17 protein-coding genes and 1 tRNA gene are annotated in these 18,473 nt (G+C 60.9%); 5 read left to right on the top strand and 13 right to left on the bottom strand.

What is annotated here, in order from left to right; translation table 11 throughout:
- Nucleotides 1–74: 74 nt before the first annotated feature.
- From J7557_RS19325 to J7557_RS19295, 7 genes are all read right to left on the bottom strand, one after another.
- Entirely contained in the window at nucleotides 75–1,133 is a 1,059-nt protein-coding gene (locus J7557_RS19325) for a sugar phosphate isomerase/epimerase (protein ID WP_291421720.1), read from the bottom strand.
- Nucleotides 1,134–1,270: 137 nt separating this feature from the next.
- Nucleotides 1,271–2,413: a Gfo/Idh/MocA family oxidoreductase gene (locus J7557_RS19320; protein WP_291421718.1), complete on the bottom strand. Its 1,143-nt coding sequence runs from the start codon at nucleotides 2,411–2,413 to the stop codon at nucleotides 1,271–1,273.
- Nucleotides 2,414–2,415: 2 nt separating this feature from the next.
- Complete coding sequence (locus J7557_RS19315) at nucleotides 2,416–3,165, bottom strand: sugar phosphate isomerase/epimerase (protein ID WP_291421716.1); 750 nt, start codon at nucleotides 3,163–3,165, stop codon at nucleotides 2,416–2,418.
- A gap of 172 nt (nucleotides 3,166–3,337) precedes the next feature.
- Complete coding sequence (locus tag J7557_RS19310; protein WP_291421714.1) at nucleotides 3,338–4,420, bottom strand: ABC transporter ATP-binding protein; 1,083 nt, start codon at nucleotides 4,418–4,420, stop codon at nucleotides 3,338–3,340.
- Between the two features lie 4 nt (nucleotides 4,421–4,424).
- Nucleotides 4,425–5,357, bottom strand: coding sequence for a carbohydrate ABC transporter permease (locus J7557_RS19305; RefSeq protein WP_291421712.1), 933 nt, complete (start codon nucleotides 5,355–5,357; stop codon nucleotides 4,425–4,427).
- Nucleotides 5,354–6,295, bottom strand: coding sequence for a carbohydrate ABC transporter permease (locus J7557_RS19300; RefSeq protein ID WP_291421709.1), 942 nt, complete (start codon nucleotides 6,293–6,295; stop codon nucleotides 5,354–5,356). Before J7557_RS19300 ends, J7557_RS19305 begins: the two co-directional genes overlap by 4 nt.
- 101 nt (nucleotides 6,296–6,396) lie before the next feature.
- Nucleotides 6,397–7,641, bottom strand: coding sequence for an ABC transporter substrate-binding protein (locus J7557_RS19295; protein WP_291421707.1), 1,245 nt, complete (start codon nucleotides 7,639–7,641; stop codon nucleotides 6,397–6,399).
- Nucleotides 7,642–7,875: 234 nt separating this feature from the next.
- On the opposite strand from J7557_RS19295, the gene J7557_RS19290 reads away from it, so the two are divergent.
- Together J7557_RS19290 and J7557_RS19285 are read left to right on the top strand one after the other, a co-directional pair.
- Nucleotides 7,876–8,943, top strand: a complete 1,068-nt coding sequence (locus J7557_RS19290) for a LacI family DNA-binding transcriptional regulator (RefSeq protein ID WP_291421705.1) — start codon at nucleotides 7,876–7,878, stop codon at nucleotides 8,941–8,943.
- Between the two features lie 50 nt (nucleotides 8,944–8,993).
- A tRNA-Arg gene (locus J7557_RS19285) sits at nucleotides 8,994–9,070 on the top strand.
- A gap of 989 nt (nucleotides 9,071–10,059) precedes the next feature.
- Here the strand turns inward: J7557_RS19285 and J7557_RS19280 are convergent.
- The 6 genes from J7557_RS19280 to J7557_RS19255 all read right to left on the bottom strand — a co-directional run bounded on the left by J7557_RS19280 (nucleotide 10,060) and on the right by J7557_RS19255 (nucleotide 16,007).
- On the bottom strand, nucleotides 10,060–10,977 hold the full coding sequence (locus J7557_RS19280) for a hypothetical protein (protein ID WP_291421703.1): 918 nt from the start codon (nucleotides 10,975–10,977) through the stop codon (nucleotides 10,060–10,062).
- Between the two features lie 11 nt (nucleotides 10,978–10,988).
- Nucleotides 10,989–12,302 (bottom strand): HlyD family type I secretion periplasmic adaptor subunit, encoded by a 1,314-nt coding sequence (locus J7557_RS19275; RefSeq protein ID WP_291421701.1) that lies wholly within the window; start codon nucleotides 12,300–12,302, stop codon nucleotides 10,989–10,991.
- A complete protein-coding gene (locus tag J7557_RS19270; RefSeq protein ID WP_291421699.1) occupies nucleotides 12,299–14,008 on the bottom strand; it encodes a type I secretion system permease/ATPase in 1,710 nt (569 codons plus the stop codon). Before J7557_RS19270 ends, J7557_RS19275 begins: the two co-directional genes overlap by 4 nt.
- A gap of 65 nt (nucleotides 14,009–14,073) precedes the next feature.
- The gene (locus J7557_RS19265) at nucleotides 14,074–14,367 is read right to left on the bottom strand and encodes a hypothetical protein (protein WP_291421697.1); all 294 of its coding nucleotides are present in this window, start codon (nucleotides 14,365–14,367) and stop codon (nucleotides 14,074–14,076) included.
- 390 nt (nucleotides 14,368–14,757) lie between these two features.
- A complete protein-coding gene (locus tag J7557_RS19260) occupies nucleotides 14,758–15,456 on the bottom strand; it encodes an anti-sigma factor (protein ID WP_291421695.1) in 699 nt (232 codons plus the stop codon).
- Nucleotides 15,453–16,007 carry a sigma-70 family RNA polymerase sigma factor gene (locus J7557_RS19255; protein ID WP_291421693.1) on the bottom strand — a complete coding sequence of 185 codons (555 nt, stop codon included), beginning with the start codon at nucleotides 16,005–16,007 and terminating at the stop codon, nucleotides 15,453–15,455. Before J7557_RS19255 ends, J7557_RS19260 begins: the two co-directional genes overlap by 4 nt.
- 153 nt (nucleotides 16,008–16,160) lie before the next feature.
- On the opposite strand from J7557_RS19255, the gene J7557_RS19250 reads away from it, so the two are divergent.
- The 3 genes from J7557_RS19250 (at nucleotide 16,161) to J7557_RS19240 (ending at nucleotide 18,440) form a co-directional block, all read left to right on the top strand.
- On the top strand, nucleotides 16,161–16,943 hold the full coding sequence (locus J7557_RS19250) for a DUF4394 domain-containing protein (RefSeq protein ID WP_291421691.1): 783 nt from the start codon (nucleotides 16,161–16,163) through the stop codon (nucleotides 16,941–16,943).
- Nucleotides 16,944–17,115: 172 nt separating this feature from the next.
- Nucleotides 17,116–17,772 carry a ferritin-like domain-containing protein gene (locus tag J7557_RS19245; RefSeq protein WP_291421689.1) on the top strand — a complete coding sequence of 219 codons (657 nt, stop codon included), beginning with the start codon at nucleotides 17,116–17,118 and terminating at the stop codon, nucleotides 17,770–17,772.
- Nucleotides 17,773–17,783: 11 nt separating this feature from the next.
- The gene (locus tag J7557_RS19240) at nucleotides 17,784–18,440 is read left to right on the top strand and encodes a ferritin-like domain-containing protein (protein ID WP_291421687.1); all 657 of its coding nucleotides are present in this window, start codon (nucleotides 17,784–17,786) and stop codon (nucleotides 18,438–18,440) included.
- Nucleotides 18,441–18,473: the final 33 nt, after the last annotated feature.

Raw genomic sequence — 18,473 nt, 5'->3', positions numbered from 1 at the left:
CTCCTTGAACGTTAGCAGACTGTTGGCGTCGAGTGGGTCATTGGCGCGAATGCGTCAATGACCCGCTGTTCGGCTCAGGAAAGGCCCAGCATCTTGCGGTTTGCTGCCTTGTCAGTGCCGCCCGAAGCGAAGTCGTCGAAGGCGTGTTCAGTGACGCGGATGATGTAGCTCTTGATGAGCTCGGCACCTTCGCGGGCACCATCTTCGGGATGCTTCAGTGCACATTCCCATTCGAGCACTGCCCAACCCTTGAAGTCGTTGGCGGCCATCTTGGCGAAGATCGCCGGGAAATCGACCTGGCCATCGCCGATGGAGCGGAAGCGCCCTGCCCGCTCGACCCAGGACTGGAAGCCACCATAGACACCCTGACGACCGGTCGGATTGAACTCGGCGTCCTTCACGTGGAAGGCCTTGATGCGGTCCTTGTAGATGTCGATGTAGTCGAGATAGTCGAGCTGCTGCAGCACGAAATGGCTGGGATCATAGAGCAGGTTGGCGCGCGGGTGGTTCTTTACGCGCTCAAGGAACATCTCGTAGGAGACGCCGTCGTGGAGGTCTTCGCCGGGATGGATCTCGTAGCAGACGTCGACGCCGGCATCATCGAAGGCATTGAGGATCGGGGTCCAGCGGCGGGCGAGTTCGTCGAAGGCTTCTTCGACGAGACCGGCGGGACGCTGCGGCCAGGGGTAGATATAGGGCCAGGCGAGCGAGCCGGAGAAGGTCGCGTGGGCGTTGAGGCCGAGGTTCTTCGATGCCTTGGCAGCGTTGAGCAGCGTCTGGACGGCCCATTCCTGACGGGCTTTTGGATTGCCATGGACGGAGGCCGGGGCAAAGCCATCGAAGGCTGCGTCATAAGCCGGATGGACGGCGACGAGCTGGCCTTGGAGGTGCGTGGACAGTTCGGTGATCTCAAGGCCGTGGCTATTCACGATGCCCTTGATCTCGTCGGCATAGGTCTTGGAATTGGCAGCCTTTTCGAGATCGATGAAGCTCGACACCCAGGTCGGGATCTGCACGCCCTTGTAGCCAAGGCCGGCTGCCCAGCGGCAGATATTGTCGAGATTGTCGAAGGGTGCCTTGTCGCCCGCGAACTGGGCGAGAAAGATTGCGGGGCCCTTGATGGTGGTGGCCATGAGATTCTCCTCTTGTGGCCCCGTAAAACCGCCTCCCGGGGCTCCTCTTGATGATCAGGGCGACGATTGCTCGCCGCCCTGACATGTTAGGTTACAATGTTGACCGGCATGCGATGCCTGTCAATGAAGTACGTTCATCAGGCCTTGAGCAGAGCCTTGGCTTCCTCAATGCCGAGGGCCAGGGGGCGCTCGCAGGTGGTCTGCAGGGTCAGAACATGGCCGGTCTCGCCGGCTTTGAGGAGACCCGTCATCACTTCGACGACATGGAGAGCGACGTCGAGGCCGCAGCGGGCGTTCTGGCCGTTCTCGATCGAGAGCATCATGTCGGCAAGGCCGGCGCAACGGTAGTTGGCGCGCGGGACTTCCTTGTCGAGATCCTGGTTCGGCTTGCCGAAGGGGTGATCCCAGGGCGAAACCGGGGTTCGGATGCCTTCGATGCCGGTGGTGACGAGGTCACCGCCGAAGAAGTTCGGATCGGGCACGAAGATCGAGCCGTCGGTGCCGTAGAGCTCGATATTGTGGTGGCCGTGAGCCGCCACGTCCCAGCTGGCGCCGATGGTGATGATGGCGCCGGAGTGGAACTCGAGCACGCCGTGGATCGTGGTCGGGGTGCCGACCTTGATCGTGGTGCCCTTATACGGGCCTTCGGCGCTGACGATACGTTCGGCGCGCGCGCTGCCGGTGAAGGCCGAGAGGCGCTTCACCGGGCCGAGCAGGTGCACGAGGTCGGTGATGTAGTACGGGCCAAGATCGAGGATCGGGCCGCCGCCGGGCTGGAAGAAGAAGTCCGGGTTCGGATGCCAGTGCTCCATGCCGCGGCTCATGACGTGGGTCGTGCCGCTCATGATCTTGCCGAGCTTGCCCGAGTCGATGATCTCGCGGGCCTGCTGGTGGGCACCACCGAGGAAGGTATCGGGAGCCGAACCAACCTTGAGGCCACGCTCGTCGGCTGCCTTCTTGAGGGCGAGGCCCTCTTCGACTGATAGCACGAAGGGCTTTTCGGAATAGGCATGCTTGCCGGCCGAGACGATGTCGGAGGACACCTTGTAGTGCGTCGCCGGGATCGTGAGGTTCACGATCACGTCGATCTCGCTGTTCTTCAGCAGTTCGTCCGGGGTCTGGGCGGCAACGCCGAATTCTTCAGCACGTTTCTTGGCGGCTTCGGGCAGGATGTCGGCCACGGCGCGCACTTCGAGCCCCTTAAACAGGGGCGCGAGGCGGAGGTAGGCGGCCGAGATATTGCCGGCACCCATGATGCCGACGCCATAGGTCTTTGCCATTTTTAGACTCCGTAGCCCTTAAGAGCGGCCGCCGCATTGCGAGCGAAGCGAATGGCGTCGCTCGGCTTGTCGTGCTCGGCGACGAAATAACGCGCCTTGGTCTTGGCCTTGATCGCCTTGATGTAATTCGGCCAGTCGAGCGTGCCGGTGCCGACGTCGGCCCAACCGTCTTCGTCGAGCTTTTCACCCGCGGGCGCGATGTCCTTGACGTGCACGGCCGTGATGCGGCTGCCCAGCTTGTCGATCCAGAACAGGGGGTCTTCGTTGGCGCGGATGACCCAGGCGAGATCCATTTCCCACTGCGTGTCCGGCGACGCGTCGAGGATCAATTCCATCGGCGTCTTGCCATTGGCGTCCTTGGCGAATTCCCAATGGTGATTGTGATAGCCAAAGCCCTTGCCGGCGGCCTTGAAGGCCGCAGCGATCCTGGCGAGACCAGCGGCAAAACCCTGCCAATCGCCGGTACCGTTACGGTAGTCATCGGACGGCGGCGCGGGGCAATAGACCGTCTGGATGCCTACGGTTTCAACGATACGCAGTGCCGCGTCGGTGTCTTCGAGCTGAGCATAGCCCATATGGGCGGTCGGCATGGAGAGGCCGGCGTTCTTGAGGCTCGCGGCAAGCGCGGCGGGATCGGCGAACTGGCCACCCCAACCTTCGACCTGAGTATAGCCAAGCCCTGCAAGGGTCTTGAGCGTGTCGTCCAGCGACGCTTCATTGCGCGCGCTGTAAAGTTGATAGGAAAAGTCCATCACAGGCCTCTTTGGTGTGTTGCATGCGACCGCATCGGGAGATGCCAGATAACCAGACCGGGCGGCGCATTCGCGTCACAACGGCAGGTCTATTGCCGCAAAAGTAAGCAGCCGGCTGTCCGGCAAAGAAGCGGCGCCACGGATGGCGCCGCCGGAAGATGTAAACGGTCTTTTAGAGACGGTTTTCGGTCTCGGCGTTGAACAGCGAGCCGCGAGCGATGTCGAAGCCGATGGTCACCTTGTCGCCAACGGCCAGCGGAATGTCGCTCGAACAACGGAAGGTTACCGGCACGCCGGCAACCTTGGTCCAGGCCAGGGTCTCCGAACCCATGGGCTCGACTATTTCGATTTCGGCCGTGGTCTTGAACGGCACGTCGTCGGCATCTTCGCCAAGGAAGATGTGTTCGGGACGAACGCCGAGGACGGCCTTGAGAGAACCAGCCGGCGAGGCGGCGAATTCGTAGGCGCCCACCGGAATCTTGGTGCCGTCAGCGGCGGTGAAGGTGGTGCCGTCGACCGTGCCGTTGATGAAGTTCATCGACGGCGAACCGATGAAGCCGGCCACATAGAGGTTGGTCGGCTTGTTGTAGATGGTGTGCGGATCGGCCAGCTGCTGGATGACACCATTCTTCATGATGGCAATACGGTCAGCCAAAGTGAGCGCTTCGATCTGGTCGTGGGTCACGTAGATCATGGTGTTCTTCAGACGCTGGTGAAGGCGCTTGATTTCGACGCGCAGGTCCGAACGCAGTTTTGCGTCGAGGTTGGACAGCGGCTCGTCGAAGAGGAACACGTCCACATCACGCACGAGCGCGCGGCCGATGGCGACGCGCTGGCGCTGACCACCGGAGAGGTTGGCCGGCTTGCGACCCAAGAGCGGCTGGATCTGCAGGATTTCCGCAGCGCGGGCGACGCGACGCTCGATCTCGTCCTTGGGCATGCCGGCGACGCGGAGGCCGAAGGAGAGGTTCCGCTCGACCGTCATCTGCGGATAGAGCGCATAGGACTGGAACACCATGCCGATGCCGCGGTCCTTGGGCTCAAGCCAGGTGACGTTCTTGCCCGAGATGAAAATCTGGCCGTCGGAAACGTCGAGAAGACCGGCAATGCAATTGAGCAGGGTCGACTTGCCGCAGCCCGAGGGCCCGAGCAGCACGATGAACTCGCCCTGAGCAATGTCGAGATTGAGGTGCTCGAGCACCTTCACATTGCCGAAGTTGAGGGAGAGATCGCGAATGGAAACGCTGTGTTGCATTGGGTTATCCCTTCACCGCACCGGCGGCAACGCCGCGGACGAACCACTTGCCGGATACGAAGTAAACAGTGAGCGGCACGAGGCCTGTAAGCACGGTGGCGGCCATGTTCACGTTGTATTCGGGCGTGCCCTGGGCCGAGTTGACGATATTGTTGAGCTGAACGGTCATCGGGTAGTTCTGCGTGCCGGCAAAGACGACGCCGAACAGGAAGTCGTTCCAGATACCGGTGATCTGCAGGATCAGCGCCACGACGAAGATCGGCAGCGACATGGGCAGCATGATCTCGAAGAAGATGCGCCAGAACCCTGCCCCATCGACACGCGCGGCCTTGAACAGTTCCTGCGGGAGCGAGGCAAAGTAATTGCGGAACAGCAGGGTCAGGATCGGCATGCCGAAGACGGTGTGAATGATGATGACGGCCTGAAGGGAACCGAAAATCCCCATTTCACGGGTGATCATCACGAGCGGATAGAGCATCACCTGATAGGGGATGAACGAACCGAAGATGAGGATGGCGAAGAAGATTTCCGAGCCCTTGAAGCGCCAGTTGACGAGCGCATAGCCATTCACCGCCGCAATGAAGATCGAGACGATGGTGGACGGGATGGTGATCTTCACCGAATTCCAGAAGCCGGGGGAAAGACCATTGCAGGTCAGGCCGGTACAGGCGCTGGTCCAGGCCTTTACCCAAGCATCGAGGTTCGGCGCCTGCGGCAGGGCGAAGATATTGCCGAAGCGGATCTCTGGCATGGTCTTCAGCGAGGTGACGACCATGACGTAGAGCGGGAAGAGGTAGTAGAGCGAGAAGAACACCAGCACCGAATAGATGATGATCTTGCGCGGGGTGAAGAAGGGCTTGGGCTTGGGGCCGCGCGCCTCGACGACGGCGCCGGAGGTTGCGGGCGCAGAGTGGCCAATCGTTGTGGTCTGGCTCATGTGCGTTTCCCCTTGCCACCGTATTCGAGATAAGCCCACGGGATCATGATGATGAGCACGGTCAGCAGCATCATGGTGGCGCCGGCCAGGCCCTGGCCGATATTGCCGCCCGAGAACATGTAATTGAAGACGTATTTGGCGGGCACTTCGGACGAAATGCCGGGGCCGCCATTGGTGAGCGCCACCACGAGGTCATAGAGACGGACAATGCCCGAACCGATGATGACGACGGCGGTAACAAGGACGCCGCGCATCATGGGCAGCACGATCGAGACATAGGTGCGCCAGGTGGGGATGCCGTCGACGCGGGCGGCCTTCCAGACTTCTTCATCGACGCCGCGCAGGCCCGCGAGCATCAGCACCATGCAGAAGCCCGTGCCGTGCCAGAGGCCGGCGATGAGCAGCGCAAAGAGCACCATGCGCGGGTTGGCGATCCAATCGAAGGTGAAGTTGGTCCAGCCCAGATTGCGCAGGGTTCCCTGCAGGCCGAGGGTGGGGTTCATGATCCACTGCCACACAAGGCCCGTCACGATGAACGAGAGGGCGAAGGGGTAGAGCATGATGGTGCGGAAGGCGCTTTCGAAGCGGATCTTCTGATCGATGAGCACGGCGAGAATGAAGCCGATCACCAGGGTGAAGACCAGCGACATGGCACCGTAAGCAATGAGATTGGTGACCGACACGTTCCAGCGCGAGGTCGCAAACAGGCGCTCGTACTGTTCAAATCCGATGAACTTGCCGGTGGGCAAGAGCTTCGAATTGGTCATGGAGTAGTAGATCGTCCAAATGGTGCATCCCACGAAGACGACCAGCACCGTCGCCATCATGGGCAACGCCGCGATCTTGGCGGGCAGATTGTGAAGCAGGGTTCGTTTGAGCAGGCCGGGCCGATTAACCGTTTCGGCGCTCGCCCCCAAGGGAACGGCAGTGTCCGCCATGTATCTCTCCAGGAAGGCGTGATCGACCCTGTTCACGAGGGAACAAGGCCGACCACTGGTCTCGATGGGCGGGAGCAGGCCCCCGCCCGGGTAGACGGGTCTTAGTCGGCCGACTCGATGATCGAGGCATAGCGCTCGACATAGTCGTCAACAGTGATGCTGTCGTCGTCGAGGAACTCGATGTTGAGATCCTGGAGCTGCTGCTGGGTGTCGCTGGAGAGTGCGAAGTCACCGGAGGGCAGCAGGCCGTTGCCGAGCAGGCCGAGAGCCTTCTGCATGCAGGGGTTGGCCTTGGACAGATCGATGTCGGTGCGGATCGGCATCGAGCCCTTGACCAGGTTGAAGTTCAACTGGCCTTCGGGGGAGACGAGGATCTTGGCCAGATCGGCCTGGGCCTGGAGCACAGCCGGATCGGTGCCTTCAGGCAGAACCGGGAAGTAGAACGAGTCACCGCCGCCGGTCAGCTGATCGCCGAGGCCGAGAGCCGGGAGACATTCGTAGTTTTCGCCCGGGACGCCGCCAGCAACCTGAAGGTCGCCCTGCAGCCAGTCGCCGTGGATGTTACCGGCAGCTTCGCCCTTGAGGAGCTGGGTGCCGACGTCACCGAAGGACGGGACCATCATCTCAGGCGAGATCACCTTGCGGAGCGAGTCCATGGCTTCGGCAACCTTGCGGAATTCCGGCCCACGAACAGCTTCGCCCGACTTGTCGCGGTTGACCTGGAGAACCAGATCGCTACCGCCGATGCCCGACATCAGAACGCCCGGGACGCCCGAGATCGGCCAGCCGGTGGCGAGACCGAACGGCAGGATGCCGGCTTCTTCGAGCTTCGGCCACGAAGCGACATACTCGTTCCAATCCTTCGGAACGGGCGTGCCGATCTTTTCGTAAGCAGCGGTGGAGAGCCACAGCCAATCCCACGAGTGGATGTTGATCGGCAGGCAGTAAATCTTGCCTTCGTAGGTGCAGGGCTCGAGGAGGGTCTTGTCGACGTAGAAGTCGAGGCCGCCCATTTCTTCCACGATCGGGGTCAGGTCACGGATGAGACCAGCCTGGATGAGCTCCTCGGCGTCGCGGCCGGTATTCATCTGGGTGGCGCCCATCGGGTCGCCGCCGATGATGCGGCTGATGATGACGGGGTTAGCGCCGGTGCCCGAACCAGCCAGGGCCGAGTCAACCCAGGTATTGCCGGTCTGCTCTTCGAAGAGCTTGGCGAATTCGGCGATGGCCGCGGCTTCACCAGCCGAGGTCCACCAGTGGGTCACTTCGAGATCGACGGCATACGATGCAGACGTCGAACCGAGCAGCGCGGTTGCCATAGCGGCAACCACTGCAAACTTCTTCATAGGAATGTCCTCCCAACGAACACGAGGGGCTATGTACCCCATTCATGCTGCCGACCTGCGGGTCCCCGTTTCCTCCAGACACCCCGACCGGCCGCGTGTAATCGATTGCATAACTAATCGAAACTGGTTGTGCAATCGATTTCAGGAGTTTCATACACGTCTTGCGGACCTGTCAAGATCGATTTAGACAGAATGCAATCCTGACAGCGAGAGGGGGCGCTGCCGGACGTGAGTATGGAAAGAAAAACACCGACAATTCAAGACGTTGCGCGTTTTGCCAACGTCTCGACCGCCACGGTCAGCCGTGCCCTTTCCTCGCCGGAAAAGGTGAGCGAAGGGACTCGTGCCCGTGTTTCCGAGGCGGTTCGTGTAACCGGTTACACGCTCAACCAGGCCGGCCGCTCATTGCGGCAGCGCTCGGCGAAGACCATCCTTGTCGCCCTGCCGGACATTAGGAATCCTTTCTTCTCCTCCATCCTCGATGCGATCGAACGGGAGGCAGCGGCGCGGGGCTATGGCGTGCTCGTGCTGAACCTTTATTTCGGCCACGAAACCATTCGCCGGTTGCAGGATTTTCTGCTCTCGAACCGCGCCGACGGACTGCTGTTGCTGGATGGTTCGGTGGACACAAACCTGCTCCACGCCCTTGCCGGACAGGCAGACGCCATTCCCATTGTCGTGGCCTGTGAGGAAATTCCGAATTCAGGCTTTCACACGGTGCTGACCGATAATGTTGACGCGGCGGAGCGCGCGACGCAGCACTTGATCGATCTTGGTCACCGCCGGATCGGACATCTTCTGGGACCGGACCATAATGTCGTGTCGCGCGAACGTTTTACGGGGTTTTCGAGGGCGCTGGCGGCTTCAGGCCTGACCCCGGTTCCGGAATGGAGTTTTCGCGGCAATTTCGACATGGAGAGCGGCTTTTCGGCGGCGGCTCGCTTTCTCTCGATGACGGAACGGCCCACCGCAATTTTTGCGGCCAATGACGAATCGGCCATCGGCTTTCTCTCGGGGCTGCGGCAGCACGGAATCATCTGCCCGCGCGATATTTCGGTGGTGGGTTTCGACGATCTCGGGGTGGCGCCGCATTATGTGCCGCCATTGACGACGATGCGCCAACCGCGCGAGGCGCTCGGCCGCATGGCGGCGGAGGCGCTGATCGATATTGTGGAAGACCCGGACGCCCTCGGCATTCCGCTCCGCATCGTGTTGCGTTCCGAACTCGTCGTGCGCGAAAGCACGGCCAGAATTGCCCGCGGCGGAACCAACAAAGCCGGCACCGATAACCCTTCTTCTTGACGCCGCAGGCATTTCTTTTTTCGCCAGATCAGCTAAAGGAAGGCGCGTGCGGTCCCGTAGCTCAGCTGGATAGAGCAGCAGCCTTCTAAGCTGAAGGTCACAGGTTCGAGTCCTGTCGGGATCGCCAGACTTTTCCGACCACAGAAATGTTGAGTGAGAATAGATTTTCCCAAAAGTGAGGCATCCATTGCCTGAGAAGCCCGGATTTCCGGGATTTTCCAGCGCTGCGCGATGCTTCAAATGCGGGAACCACTTTTCCCAAGATGACAGCACGGGGCGAGAGATCAGCGATGTCGTAGCCGAACTCTTCCTGCGGCTAGAGGGCCAGAACACTGCGCCCCTGCCCGGCCTGTGTACCTCAGGCCCGCGACTTAAGGGTTTTGGGAACCGGAGGCGCGAAGCGAAATCGAGGCGCGCTCATCCGCTTCCGTCTTCTAAGTTCGCTATTGGAATTATCCAAAGCGCGACTTTGAGTTGCGGAAATCGCTGATTTCTTCAGAATTTCCGGGCCTTTGCGGCACTGTCGTTCCCGTTGATCCAGATCGAGAATTTGGCGCCCAACTGAGCCGTGTGGCCGCCGTCTTTATTCCCGTCGCTATGAGTGTGTTGGCACCGAAACGGCTCGGTCCTTGCCAGATTCCTCCCCTCGTTTGGTCGCCCAAATGAGATTTGGGCCGGAATCAGGAGAGGAAGCTGCCTCATGCAGGCGCCACGATCTGCTTAGCGATCAGCCTCAGGACGTCCGCGACATTAAGAGCGTGCGCCCATAAACAACAAAATCCCCGAGCGTTTTCGCTGGGGACTTAGTGCGACCGCAGTGGCGATCTCGGAGGCTGGGCCTTAGGCGACAGTGGCAGATCTCAATTTTGAGCACAAGGGGCATTCCCTGACACGGCCTTGGTGAGCGCTTGGGTGCCCGGAATGCGGCACCCTGAAGTCGGCCATCGCCATCCTTTCCAATTTCTAGGATCGGCGGAATTTTCATTTTTGCACCCATTTTGGCGAACTGGGTGCAAAAATAGAAATTCCGACAGCAAGGGGGTGGTTTTCGGACAGTCTGGTTTTGTCCATCGACCCGACCAAGCAGACATTCGCCGCCGCGCATTGCAGCCGCGCTCAAAGCAGATTGAGCGCGTTCAATCCATGTCCACCCTGCGGAGCATCAAGGTCGACATAGCTCAAACCGAGTAGACCGGCAGAGCCATCACTCGCACCGGCGACCAGAGAGGATGCTGCTGCGCTCAGGTCGGGGATCGAAAGACCATCGCTGCCGCCATCGGCATAGAACAGCTCGGACAGTAGACCGCCTGAACCTTCAGGCCCTTCATTCCCTAATAGGGACGACGGCAGATCGGCCAAGGCTCCAACGGCGCTGCCCAGGATTTCCTCCGGCAAGGCTCCGAGGTCGGTCAGTAGGACGTCGGCTAGGTTATCGGTCTCGGCCATTAGCCCGTCTGCGATTCCGGCTGGATCGACCTGCGCCAGGATGTTGCTTCCCAGCGCCTGCGTTTGCGTCAGCAGCGCTCCTATGTCGAGCCTGCCGACGATCTCCTGCGCCGAATGAACGATGTCGCTCGAGATCGCCTGACTGAAACCGGCAGGGCTCATGCCGGGTTCGGCGCCTTCCATAACCTTGGAAATAGCCCCCGCGATTTGCTGCGACAGTTCATGGACCAATTGATCCTGAAGCGCGGGTGGGAGCGGGTTTTGAGAGGCAACAGGGTCGATTGACGACGGGCCCGCTGCTTGGACTGAGTCGACCATAGGCTGGGCAGCGCCAGCGTCTTGCAACGGCCCATCGGGGACAGGACTTACTGGTTCAATCGGCGCTGCTCCGGTCGTGTCGTGGACTAGTGCATCGACGCGAGGCGCGATCTGGGACCCGTCATGCGTCTCCGGCGTCGCTCCCTGCGCCTGCATTGTTCCGAGCACTAGGCCGCCGGCGGCCGTGCCGAGAACAATGGCATCGGCAACGGGCGTCTGGGCCGGTTGCCGAGCGTCATCCTGGCGCTTTTGCTTGTGACGTGTGGTCATCGAAAAAGCTCCTATCTCTCACGAAAAGCGCCACTCACCTCGTCCAGCAATGGACTGGTGAGATAGTCGATCAGGGTTCGCCCCTTGGTGGGAATAACGACTTGAACAGGCATGCCCGCGGTCATCGTTACGCCCGCGTCGGCCACCTGTTGCGCGTCGAGCGCCACGCGCAGGGCGTAGTAGGATTGCCCGCTTCGATCATCGACGACGCGGTCGGCGGACACGGTTTCTACAGTGCCGCTCAACGACGGCCGATCGGAGGCCGGGACTGCGAGGAGGCGAATGTCCGCAACCTCGCCTGTGGCAACGTCGGTGACATCAGCGAGCCGCATCTGCGCTTCGACAATCATCGGCCCATCCGAGGGGATGATCGACAGCAGTTCCTGCCCCGGCGAAACCACACCGCCGACGGTGATGACTGAAAGCCCCACCACCCTGCCGCTGGCCGTGGCCGCGACCTCGGTCCGCATGAGCGCATCCTGCGCCGCCGCGAGCCGCGGGGCCAAGGCTGCGAGGGCAGCCTGATTGGCCCGAAGATCCTCGCTCGCTGCCGACTGCTGCTCGCGCGCCAGTCCGGCAATCTCGAAATCCGCCTCTGCCATCGCCTTGTCGGCGGTCGCTATGTCAGTGCGCAAGACCGATATCTGAGCGTCGATGTCGCTCAGCGAGCGCTCGAGTTCGAGCACCCGGCTGCGCTCGATCAACTGTTGCGCCAGCAAGGCCTGGGCGTCTTCAAGCTCACCGGCGATCGAGGTGCGGCGTTGGTCGAGACCGGTGATTTGCGCCTGGGCTGAAGCGACGCGCTCATCGAGTTGCGCCTTCTGCTGCACCAGCACATTTTCACGGGTTTCGAACTGCTCGGCCCGCGCGCCCATCAAGGCAATCTCATTGTTCATCGCCTGCTGCACCGTCGGCTCATCCTTGCGCGACAACAGGTCGTCCGAAAAGGCTGGCTGATCGGCACCGGCCAGCTCGGCCTGCAACCGTCCCTGCGCCGCGAGGAGCGTATCGCGCTCGGCGGCAAGCACATCATACTGGGCCCGCGGTTCCGCATCCGAGAGGCGCATCAGCACTTCGCCCTCCCGCACGCTGTCACCATCCTGCACCAGGAGTTCCGTGACGACCCCGCCATAGGGATGCTGGACGGCCTTGCGACCGCCTTCGGCCTGCAGGACACCATTGGCGACAACGGCACCCGAAAGCGGGGCCAGTGCCCCCCAACCCGCCATCACCATGATGAAGACGAAGATGGTGATGAAGCCCAACCGGGCCGGTACGCTCGGATTGAGAAACCTGTTATTGAGAGTTTCACCCGCACTTGTCATTCGGCAGCCCGCAGTTCTGGCACCACATTGTCCTTGATATGCCGATAGACATCTTCGGGCGGCGCAAAGACCTCGAGGCGGCCGTTGCGGATAAACATCATGCGGTCGACGACTTCGAGCACGGTGGTGCGATGAGTGACGAGGACGATGGTCGTCCCGCTTGCCTTCAACGCTTCTAGCGCGTGACGGAGGCCAGTTTCACCAGCCGTGTCGAGGTTGGCGTTGGGTTCATCGAGCACCAGCAAGGCTGGCTGACCCAAGAGGGCCCGAGCAAGCCCCAATCGCTGCCTCTGACCGCCTGAAAGCCCCACGCCTTCCGGTCCGAGTTCGGTGTCATATTGCTTGGGCAAAGCCAGGATCATGTCGTGTATGCCGGCCTTTTTGGCGGCCAGCACAATGTCCTCGATTTTGGCATCGCCGAAGCGGGCAATGTTCTCCCGCACCGTGCCGGCGAAAAGCCCCACATCCTGCGGCAGGTAGCCGATCTGGCGGCCGAACACCGTCGGATCCCAGCTCTTGTAATTGAGGCCGCCAAAAGCAAGCGTTCCGGTCGTCGCCGGAATCGCACCGATAAGCAGACGCGCCAGCGTTGACTTCCCCGATCCGCTCGGTCCGACAATGCCAATGGCCTCGCCGGGCCTTATGGAAAAGCTGATATCGCGCAGGATCGGCTCCGTCCGTGTCGGAATACGGAAGGCAACACCATCGGCTGTAAGGCCGTTCTGGTCCGCTGGCACGATCGTCTTGTCTTCCCGCCCAGGAACCTCGTTGAGCAGGTTCGAGACCTCTCGATAGGCGGTACGCGCTTCGGTAAACTGCTTCCAGGTGGCAACGCCCTGCTCGACCGGCACCAGGGCTCGCCCCATGATGATTGATGCCGCAAAAATGGTGGCGGGCTGGATGAACTGCCCGATGGCAAGCCACGCACCGGCGCCAAGCATCAGCGCCTGTAGCAACAGTCGAGCAAAACGAATGCCCGAAGAAACGACCGCATTGCGATCGCTGGCGAGGCCCTGGCTTGCGAGCATGGTGTCCCGGCTACGCTGCCAATGCCCTTCAATGGAAGGCTGCATGCCCATGGCGACGACGACGTCGGAGTGGCGGAGGATATTTTCGCTGAAGGCATAGGCGCGATTGCCCTCGGTCTCGGCCACCCGCAGAGACGGCCTCGTCGTGCGCTCATTGACGAGAGCCAGAAGCAGCAGGACTACAGCGCCCAAGGTCGAAACGGCGCCGAGCACCGGGTGAATGAAAAACAGCAGGAGCAGATAGAGCGGGATCCAGGGGAGGTCGAAAGCAAAGTAAATCCCCGGCCCTGTGATGAATGTGCGAAACTGATCCAGCTGGCGCAGCGTCTGGCTGCCCTTGGAAAACCCGAGCCTTGCCGATTTGCGCACCAGCGCATCGAAGACGCGACCGGCCAGCGAGCGATCCAGGCGCATACCGGCCCGCACCAGCAATTGCGCGCGCAGCGCGTCGAGCGCGCCCATGGTCAGCAGCGCACAAACGAGGATCAGCGTCAGGAGGACCAGCGTCGTCACATTCTCCGACACCAGCACCCGATTGTAGATCTGCATCAGGTACAGCGGCGAACTCAGATAGAGAAGGTTGATGACGCCGCTGAACACCCCCGCCACCGCGAAATGCGGCAGCTGGGCTCGGACCGCCTCGCCCAGCTCGTTATTGGTCTTGCTCTCGGCTGCCATGAAATGTCCCGGATAAGGAAAAGGCGGGGTTCCGAAGAACCCCGCCAATTTGTGATGGTTCCTGCTTAGAGCAGGCCACCGAGCAGACCGCCGCTATCGCTGTCAGAAACCTGCTGGTCGGAGCTTTCGCTCGACGAGCTCGAACCGAGATAGATCGGGGCGCCGAGGCCAAGGCTCAAGCCACCAATACCGGTGAAGGACGAAGAGTCGCCGTCGTCATCGGTGCTCGACGAATGCAGCACATCGTCAAGGCTGAGACCGAAGACAGGGTTAGCTGCAACTTCGTTGTTGGAGGTGTCCGAATTGTTCGAAACGGAAGCGTTGTCACCACCACCGAGAAGCTGATCAAGAATCGACATTTTATTGTTCCTTCTTAGGGTTTGCCCGTTCGTCGGGCGGGGAGTTACACCATTGCGAGTGTCGCTCATGAGTGACCCGCAAGCTGCGGTGTCGGGGAGGACAATGGTCCCCGACCGGCTCCGTTCCTGTTGTCCAACCAACGAAAAAAGTGATTAGTTACAAAGCCATGCAATTCTGGGGCTCTAGACTCGCATCACGTTTCTGTGTGTGAAACTGCCCCCTGAGCGCCACAATTGAATCGTGCGCGTGCAGGATTTTTGTGGGGCGACCCGGCATTTGTTGGCTTGCGTGACCTGAGCATCGGCCCAGATTGAACCAGGGGCCCACGGCCTCGCTGACGAGGCCATGGACTAAATGCTGACGTTGCGTCCGACGGTGAATCCCGACGCCTATATCGGAGCTTTCGCAAATCCCTTTACGAGGATCGGCCCCGTTGGCCGCCCTGTCGGTGAGCCGGGGGAAGGCTCCAACGTAATCTCGTAAAGCTGGCCCGAGGCCGGCGCAGGCAAGTCTGGCCCGTTGAGCTTGATCGTCGTGGGATCGGTAAATGTACCAAGCGACACAGGACCGGTCGCGGCATCCGGCAGGGTCCAGACCTGCAAAATCTTGCCCTCGGGAACATCAAACCGGTCGAGCGGTACCAGTCGAACGCTATCATCAGCGAAGGCCTCGACGATTGCTCCCGGTGTGGCGCTCGCTTCATCGATAAGCACCGCAATCATGATCGGCCGCGGCTTACCGCTAGTTTCGCCAACGAGGTAGCCGACGACGAGGGCTGCGACGAGGCTCGCTGCCATTGCCAGTGGCGCCCATGAGCGGGATTTGAGCGGCCGGCGGGACAAAGGGACAACAGTCGAAGTGGAGGAAGACTTAGCGTCCAGTTGCCCCTCAATCCGGAGCCAAAGTTCTGGATTTGGGGGGAGCGGTAACGTGGTCTCATCGAGTGCCTGAAACCGCGTCCGCAGGCTTTGAACAGCAGCAGCAATCGCCGGATCGCGAGACATGACGGCCTCGAATGCCAGGCGATCAGCCTCGTCAAGAAGTCCGAGAACGTATTCGCCGACCTTTTCCATTTCCTCAGCGGTCATGACAGGCACTCCTGCAGCGCCATGACCCCTCGCCTGATCCACGCCTTCACCGTACCGAGTGGCGCCCGCATTGTGGCAGCGGCCTCTCCGTGATTAAGGCCGGTGACGTAGCACAGGAGAATTGCTCTGCGCTTGGGTTCATCGAGACGTTCCAGACAGGCACGCAGAGCATCACGTTCGGCAAGAGCATTGTACGCTGCGAGCGCGTCGCCCTGGCGGTCGCCGAGATCGACGAGGTCCTGACTGTCCCGATAGTCGATACGGGCGTCATTTCGAATGAGATTGAGCGCGCGGTTGCGCACGATCGTCGTGATCCACCCTCGCGCCGAGCCTTTGTCCGCGTCATAGAGCGCCGCCTTCCGCCAAATGGTGACAAAGACCTCCTGGACAACTTCCTCGGCCAGGTCACGCCGTCGGACAATGCGCTGGGCGATGGCAACAAGGCGTCCAGACTCGGCATCGAACAGACTTGCCAACGCGGCGCGTTCGCCACCGGCCACGCGCTGCAACAGGACTGAAATATCGATCTGTTCGGACATAAGGACGAGCATGGGCGAGTTCTCTTCTTCTGTCGATTACCCCTTGCTGCGGCTTTCAGATGCAGCCGCAGATTTTTTTCTGGCGTACTGCATCTGGACCTTTGGGTTGGCGGGTAACCCCAATATCGGTGGCGCAAAACCGTGCCGCCTAACGAGGAGATACCCATGTTCGCAAAATTCGCCCTCCGCAGCACGCTTTCCCTCGCCGCAATCACGCTCGGCGCCACGGCTGCCATCGCAGCTCCAGCCGTTGGACTTGTTGGCAATACCACACTGGTCATGTTCGATACCGAGAGCCTGGAAGTTTCCGGCTCGATGGAAGTAACCGGCGTCGAGGGGCTCGCCGGCATCGACGTGCGCCCCGCCGACAAGATGCTCTACGGTGTCTCGCTGGCCGGCGAGATCGTGACCATCGACACCGCTTCTGGCGCGGCAACGGTAAAAAGCACCCTGTCGGAAATGCTGCCCAGCTTTGACGGCGCCATCGTGGACTTCAACCCCATGGCCGACCGCCTTCGCCTCATGGCAACCGATGGCACCAATTTCCGCGTCAATGTCGACGATGGCATGGTGACGGTCGACGGTTCCCTGGCCTATGAAGACGCAGACATGCACGCAGGGGAAACACCTGCCATCGTAGCTGCCGCCTATATCAACTCGATCGGCAAGCCCGAAGCGACCGCGATGTATGACATCGACGCCACTATTGTCGCGCTGATCCAGCAGACCTCCCCCAATGACGGCACCCTGGCGGCCATCGGCAAGCTCGGGTTCGACAGTGTCGCCAACTACGCCTTCGACATTTCCTCCACCGAAGACCTGACCAACACCGCGTATCTGGTGGCGGGCCCTACCCTCTACACCGTCGATCTTGAGACAGGCGCTGCGACCGCGGTGGGTGAGATCGAAGGGGCCGATGGGTTCCACGACATCGCTGTTCTCCAATAAAGAAAATGGCCCGACCCTTATTGGGTTGGGCCAGCATCCGGTACGCGCGAACGCCATTATACGGATAAAGTTTCGCTGATTATTCGTCGTGAGAGCAGATAATTAGCGAAACTTCCAGAACCGCCCGACCCGTAGCTCCAGGTGACTGCACACACCAATGGAGACCTAGATCATGCAAAGTGCACGCGGCCTTTCCCGGCGCCACCTGCTGAAATGGACCGGCGCTGCCGGCACCCTTGCGGTAGCTGGCGCCTTCCTTCCCAATTTTGGCATTTCAGCCGCTCTCGGCGCCGAGCTTGGCGATGGCGATATTGGCGTCCTCAACTACGCCTATGCCCTGGAGCAGCTTGAAGCGGCCTTTTATACGCAAGCGCTTCAAAATCCTTTTGGTGGTATGCAGGTCAATGACGAGCGCATTCTCGTCCAGATACGTGACCACGAGATCGCCCATCGCGACTTTCTCAAGGGCGCCCTTGGCCGCCAGGCCATTCCTTCTCTCGAAGTCGATTTCTCCGCCGTCGACTTCTCGAGCCGCGCCAGCGTGTTGGGCACTGCGGACGTCTTCGAAAATCTTGGCGTCGCCGCCTACAATGGTGCCGGCCAGCTCATCTCCAATCCCGATTATCTTGTGGCTGCAGGATCGATCGTCTCGGTTGAGGCGCGCCATGCCGCAGCCATTGCCGACCTGTTGAGACCGTTCAGCGCCGAAGCCGCCGGTCGCGGCAATGTCGACCACAAGGGCCTCGACAAGGCCCTGCTGCCGTCTCAGGTGCTGCCCAAGGCGGCGCCGTTCATCGTCACCGAAGTCACCGCCGCAACCCTGCCGTGAGGAGAGAACAAATGACCCAGGAACACAGCATCCTCTCCACCATCGAGCCAGAACTTGCCGACACGATTGTCGCCAACCGCCGCGACATCTTCACCCGCTATGCCAAGGCGGCCGGCGTACTGACCAGCGCGCCACTGGTGCTTGCGCTCGCGTCCAATCAGGCGTTTGGACAAGGCTTGCCCCAGCAGATTACCGACGTGCTCAATTTTGCGCTGACGCTGGAATATCTTGAGGCCGCCTTCTACGATCAGGGCAACAAGTCCGGCGTCATCCCGTCGGAATATCGCAGCGTCTTCCGCACCATTGGTGGCCACGAGACTGCCCACGTGAAGCTGCTGAAGGGTGTGCTTGGATCGGCGGCTGTCGCAGCCCCCGGAGTCGATTTTACCGCCGGCGGCAAGTATGCCGACGTCTGGGAGAACTTCGACACCTTCCTCACTCTTAGCCAGACTTTCGAAGATCTCGGCGTCGCCGCCTACAAGGGCCAGGCGGGCAACCTGATGGGTTCGAAGGAGGTCCTGACTGTGGCCCTGCAGATCCATTCGGTGGAAGCGCGCCACGCCTCTGAAGTGCGTCGTATTGGGCTCAAGTTCGGATGGTCTGGCGCCTTCGACAAGCCCATGAGCAAGAGTGCCGTGCTCGCCGCCGCGACACCATTCCTGGCCTGAACTCACAAGTTTGAACGCAAGCGCCGCGGAACA

It is taken from the genome of Devosia sp., from assembly GCF_017744655.1.
Lineage (GTDB): Bacteria > Pseudomonadota > Alphaproteobacteria > Rhizobiales > Devosiaceae > Devosia.
This window is presented reverse-complemented; position numbering and strand designations above follow the sequence as displayed.

Coding starts and splice junctions, on each gene's coding strand:
- J7557_RS19325 (WP_291421720.1), bottom strand. CDS start 1,133: ATGGCCACCACCATCAAGGGCCCCGCAATCTTTCTCGCCCAGTTCGCG.
- J7557_RS19320 (WP_291421718.1), bottom strand. CDS start 2,413: ATGGCAAAGACCTATGGCGTCGGCATCATGGGTGCCGGCAATATCTCG.
- J7557_RS19315 (WP_291421716.1), bottom strand. CDS start 3,165: ATGGACTTTTCCTATCAACTTTACAGCGCGCGCAATGAAGCGTCGCTG.
- J7557_RS19310 (WP_291421714.1), bottom strand. CDS start 4,420: ATGCAACACAGCGTTTCCATTCGCGATCTCTCCCTCAACTTCGGCAAT.
- J7557_RS19305 (WP_291421712.1), bottom strand. CDS start 5,357: ATGAGCCAGACCACAACGATTGGCCACTCTGCGCCCGCAACCTCCGGC.
- J7557_RS19300 (WP_291421709.1), bottom strand. CDS start 6,295: ATGGCGGACACTGCCGTTCCCTTGGGGGCGAGCGCCGAAACGGTTAAT.
- J7557_RS19295 (WP_291421707.1), bottom strand. CDS start 7,641: ATGAAGAAGTTTGCAGTGGTTGCCGCTATGGCAACCGCGCTGCTCGGT.
- J7557_RS19290 (WP_291421705.1), top strand. CDS start 7,876: ATGGAAAGAAAAACACCGACAATTCAAGACGTTGCGCGTTTTGCCAAC.
- J7557_RS19280 (WP_291421703.1), bottom strand. CDS start 10,977: ATGACCACACGTCACAAGCAAAAGCGCCAGGATGACGCTCGGCAACCG.
- J7557_RS19275 (WP_291421701.1), bottom strand. CDS start 12,302: ATGACAAGTGCGGGTGAAACTCTCAATAACAGGTTTCTCAATCCGAGC.
- J7557_RS19270 (WP_291421699.1), bottom strand. CDS start 14,008: ATGGCAGCCGAGAGCAAGACCAATAACGAGCTGGGCGAGGCGGTCCGA.
- J7557_RS19265 (WP_291421697.1), bottom strand. CDS start 14,367: ATGTCGATTCTTGATCAGCTTCTCGGTGGTGGTGACAACGCTTCCGTT.
- J7557_RS19260 (WP_291421695.1), bottom strand. CDS start 15,456: ATGACCGCTGAGGAAATGGAAAAGGTCGGCGAATACGTTCTCGGACTT.
- J7557_RS19255 (WP_291421693.1), bottom strand. CDS start 16,007: ATGCTCGTCCTTATGTCCGAACAGATCGATATTTCAGTCCTGTTGCAG.
- J7557_RS19250 (WP_291421691.1), top strand. CDS start 16,161: ATGTTCGCAAAATTCGCCCTCCGCAGCACGCTTTCCCTCGCCGCAATC.
- J7557_RS19245 (WP_291421689.1), top strand. CDS start 17,116: ATGCAAAGTGCACGCGGCCTTTCCCGGCGCCACCTGCTGAAATGGACC.
- J7557_RS19240 (WP_291421687.1), top strand. CDS start 17,784: ATGACCCAGGAACACAGCATCCTCTCCACCATCGAGCCAGAACTTGCC.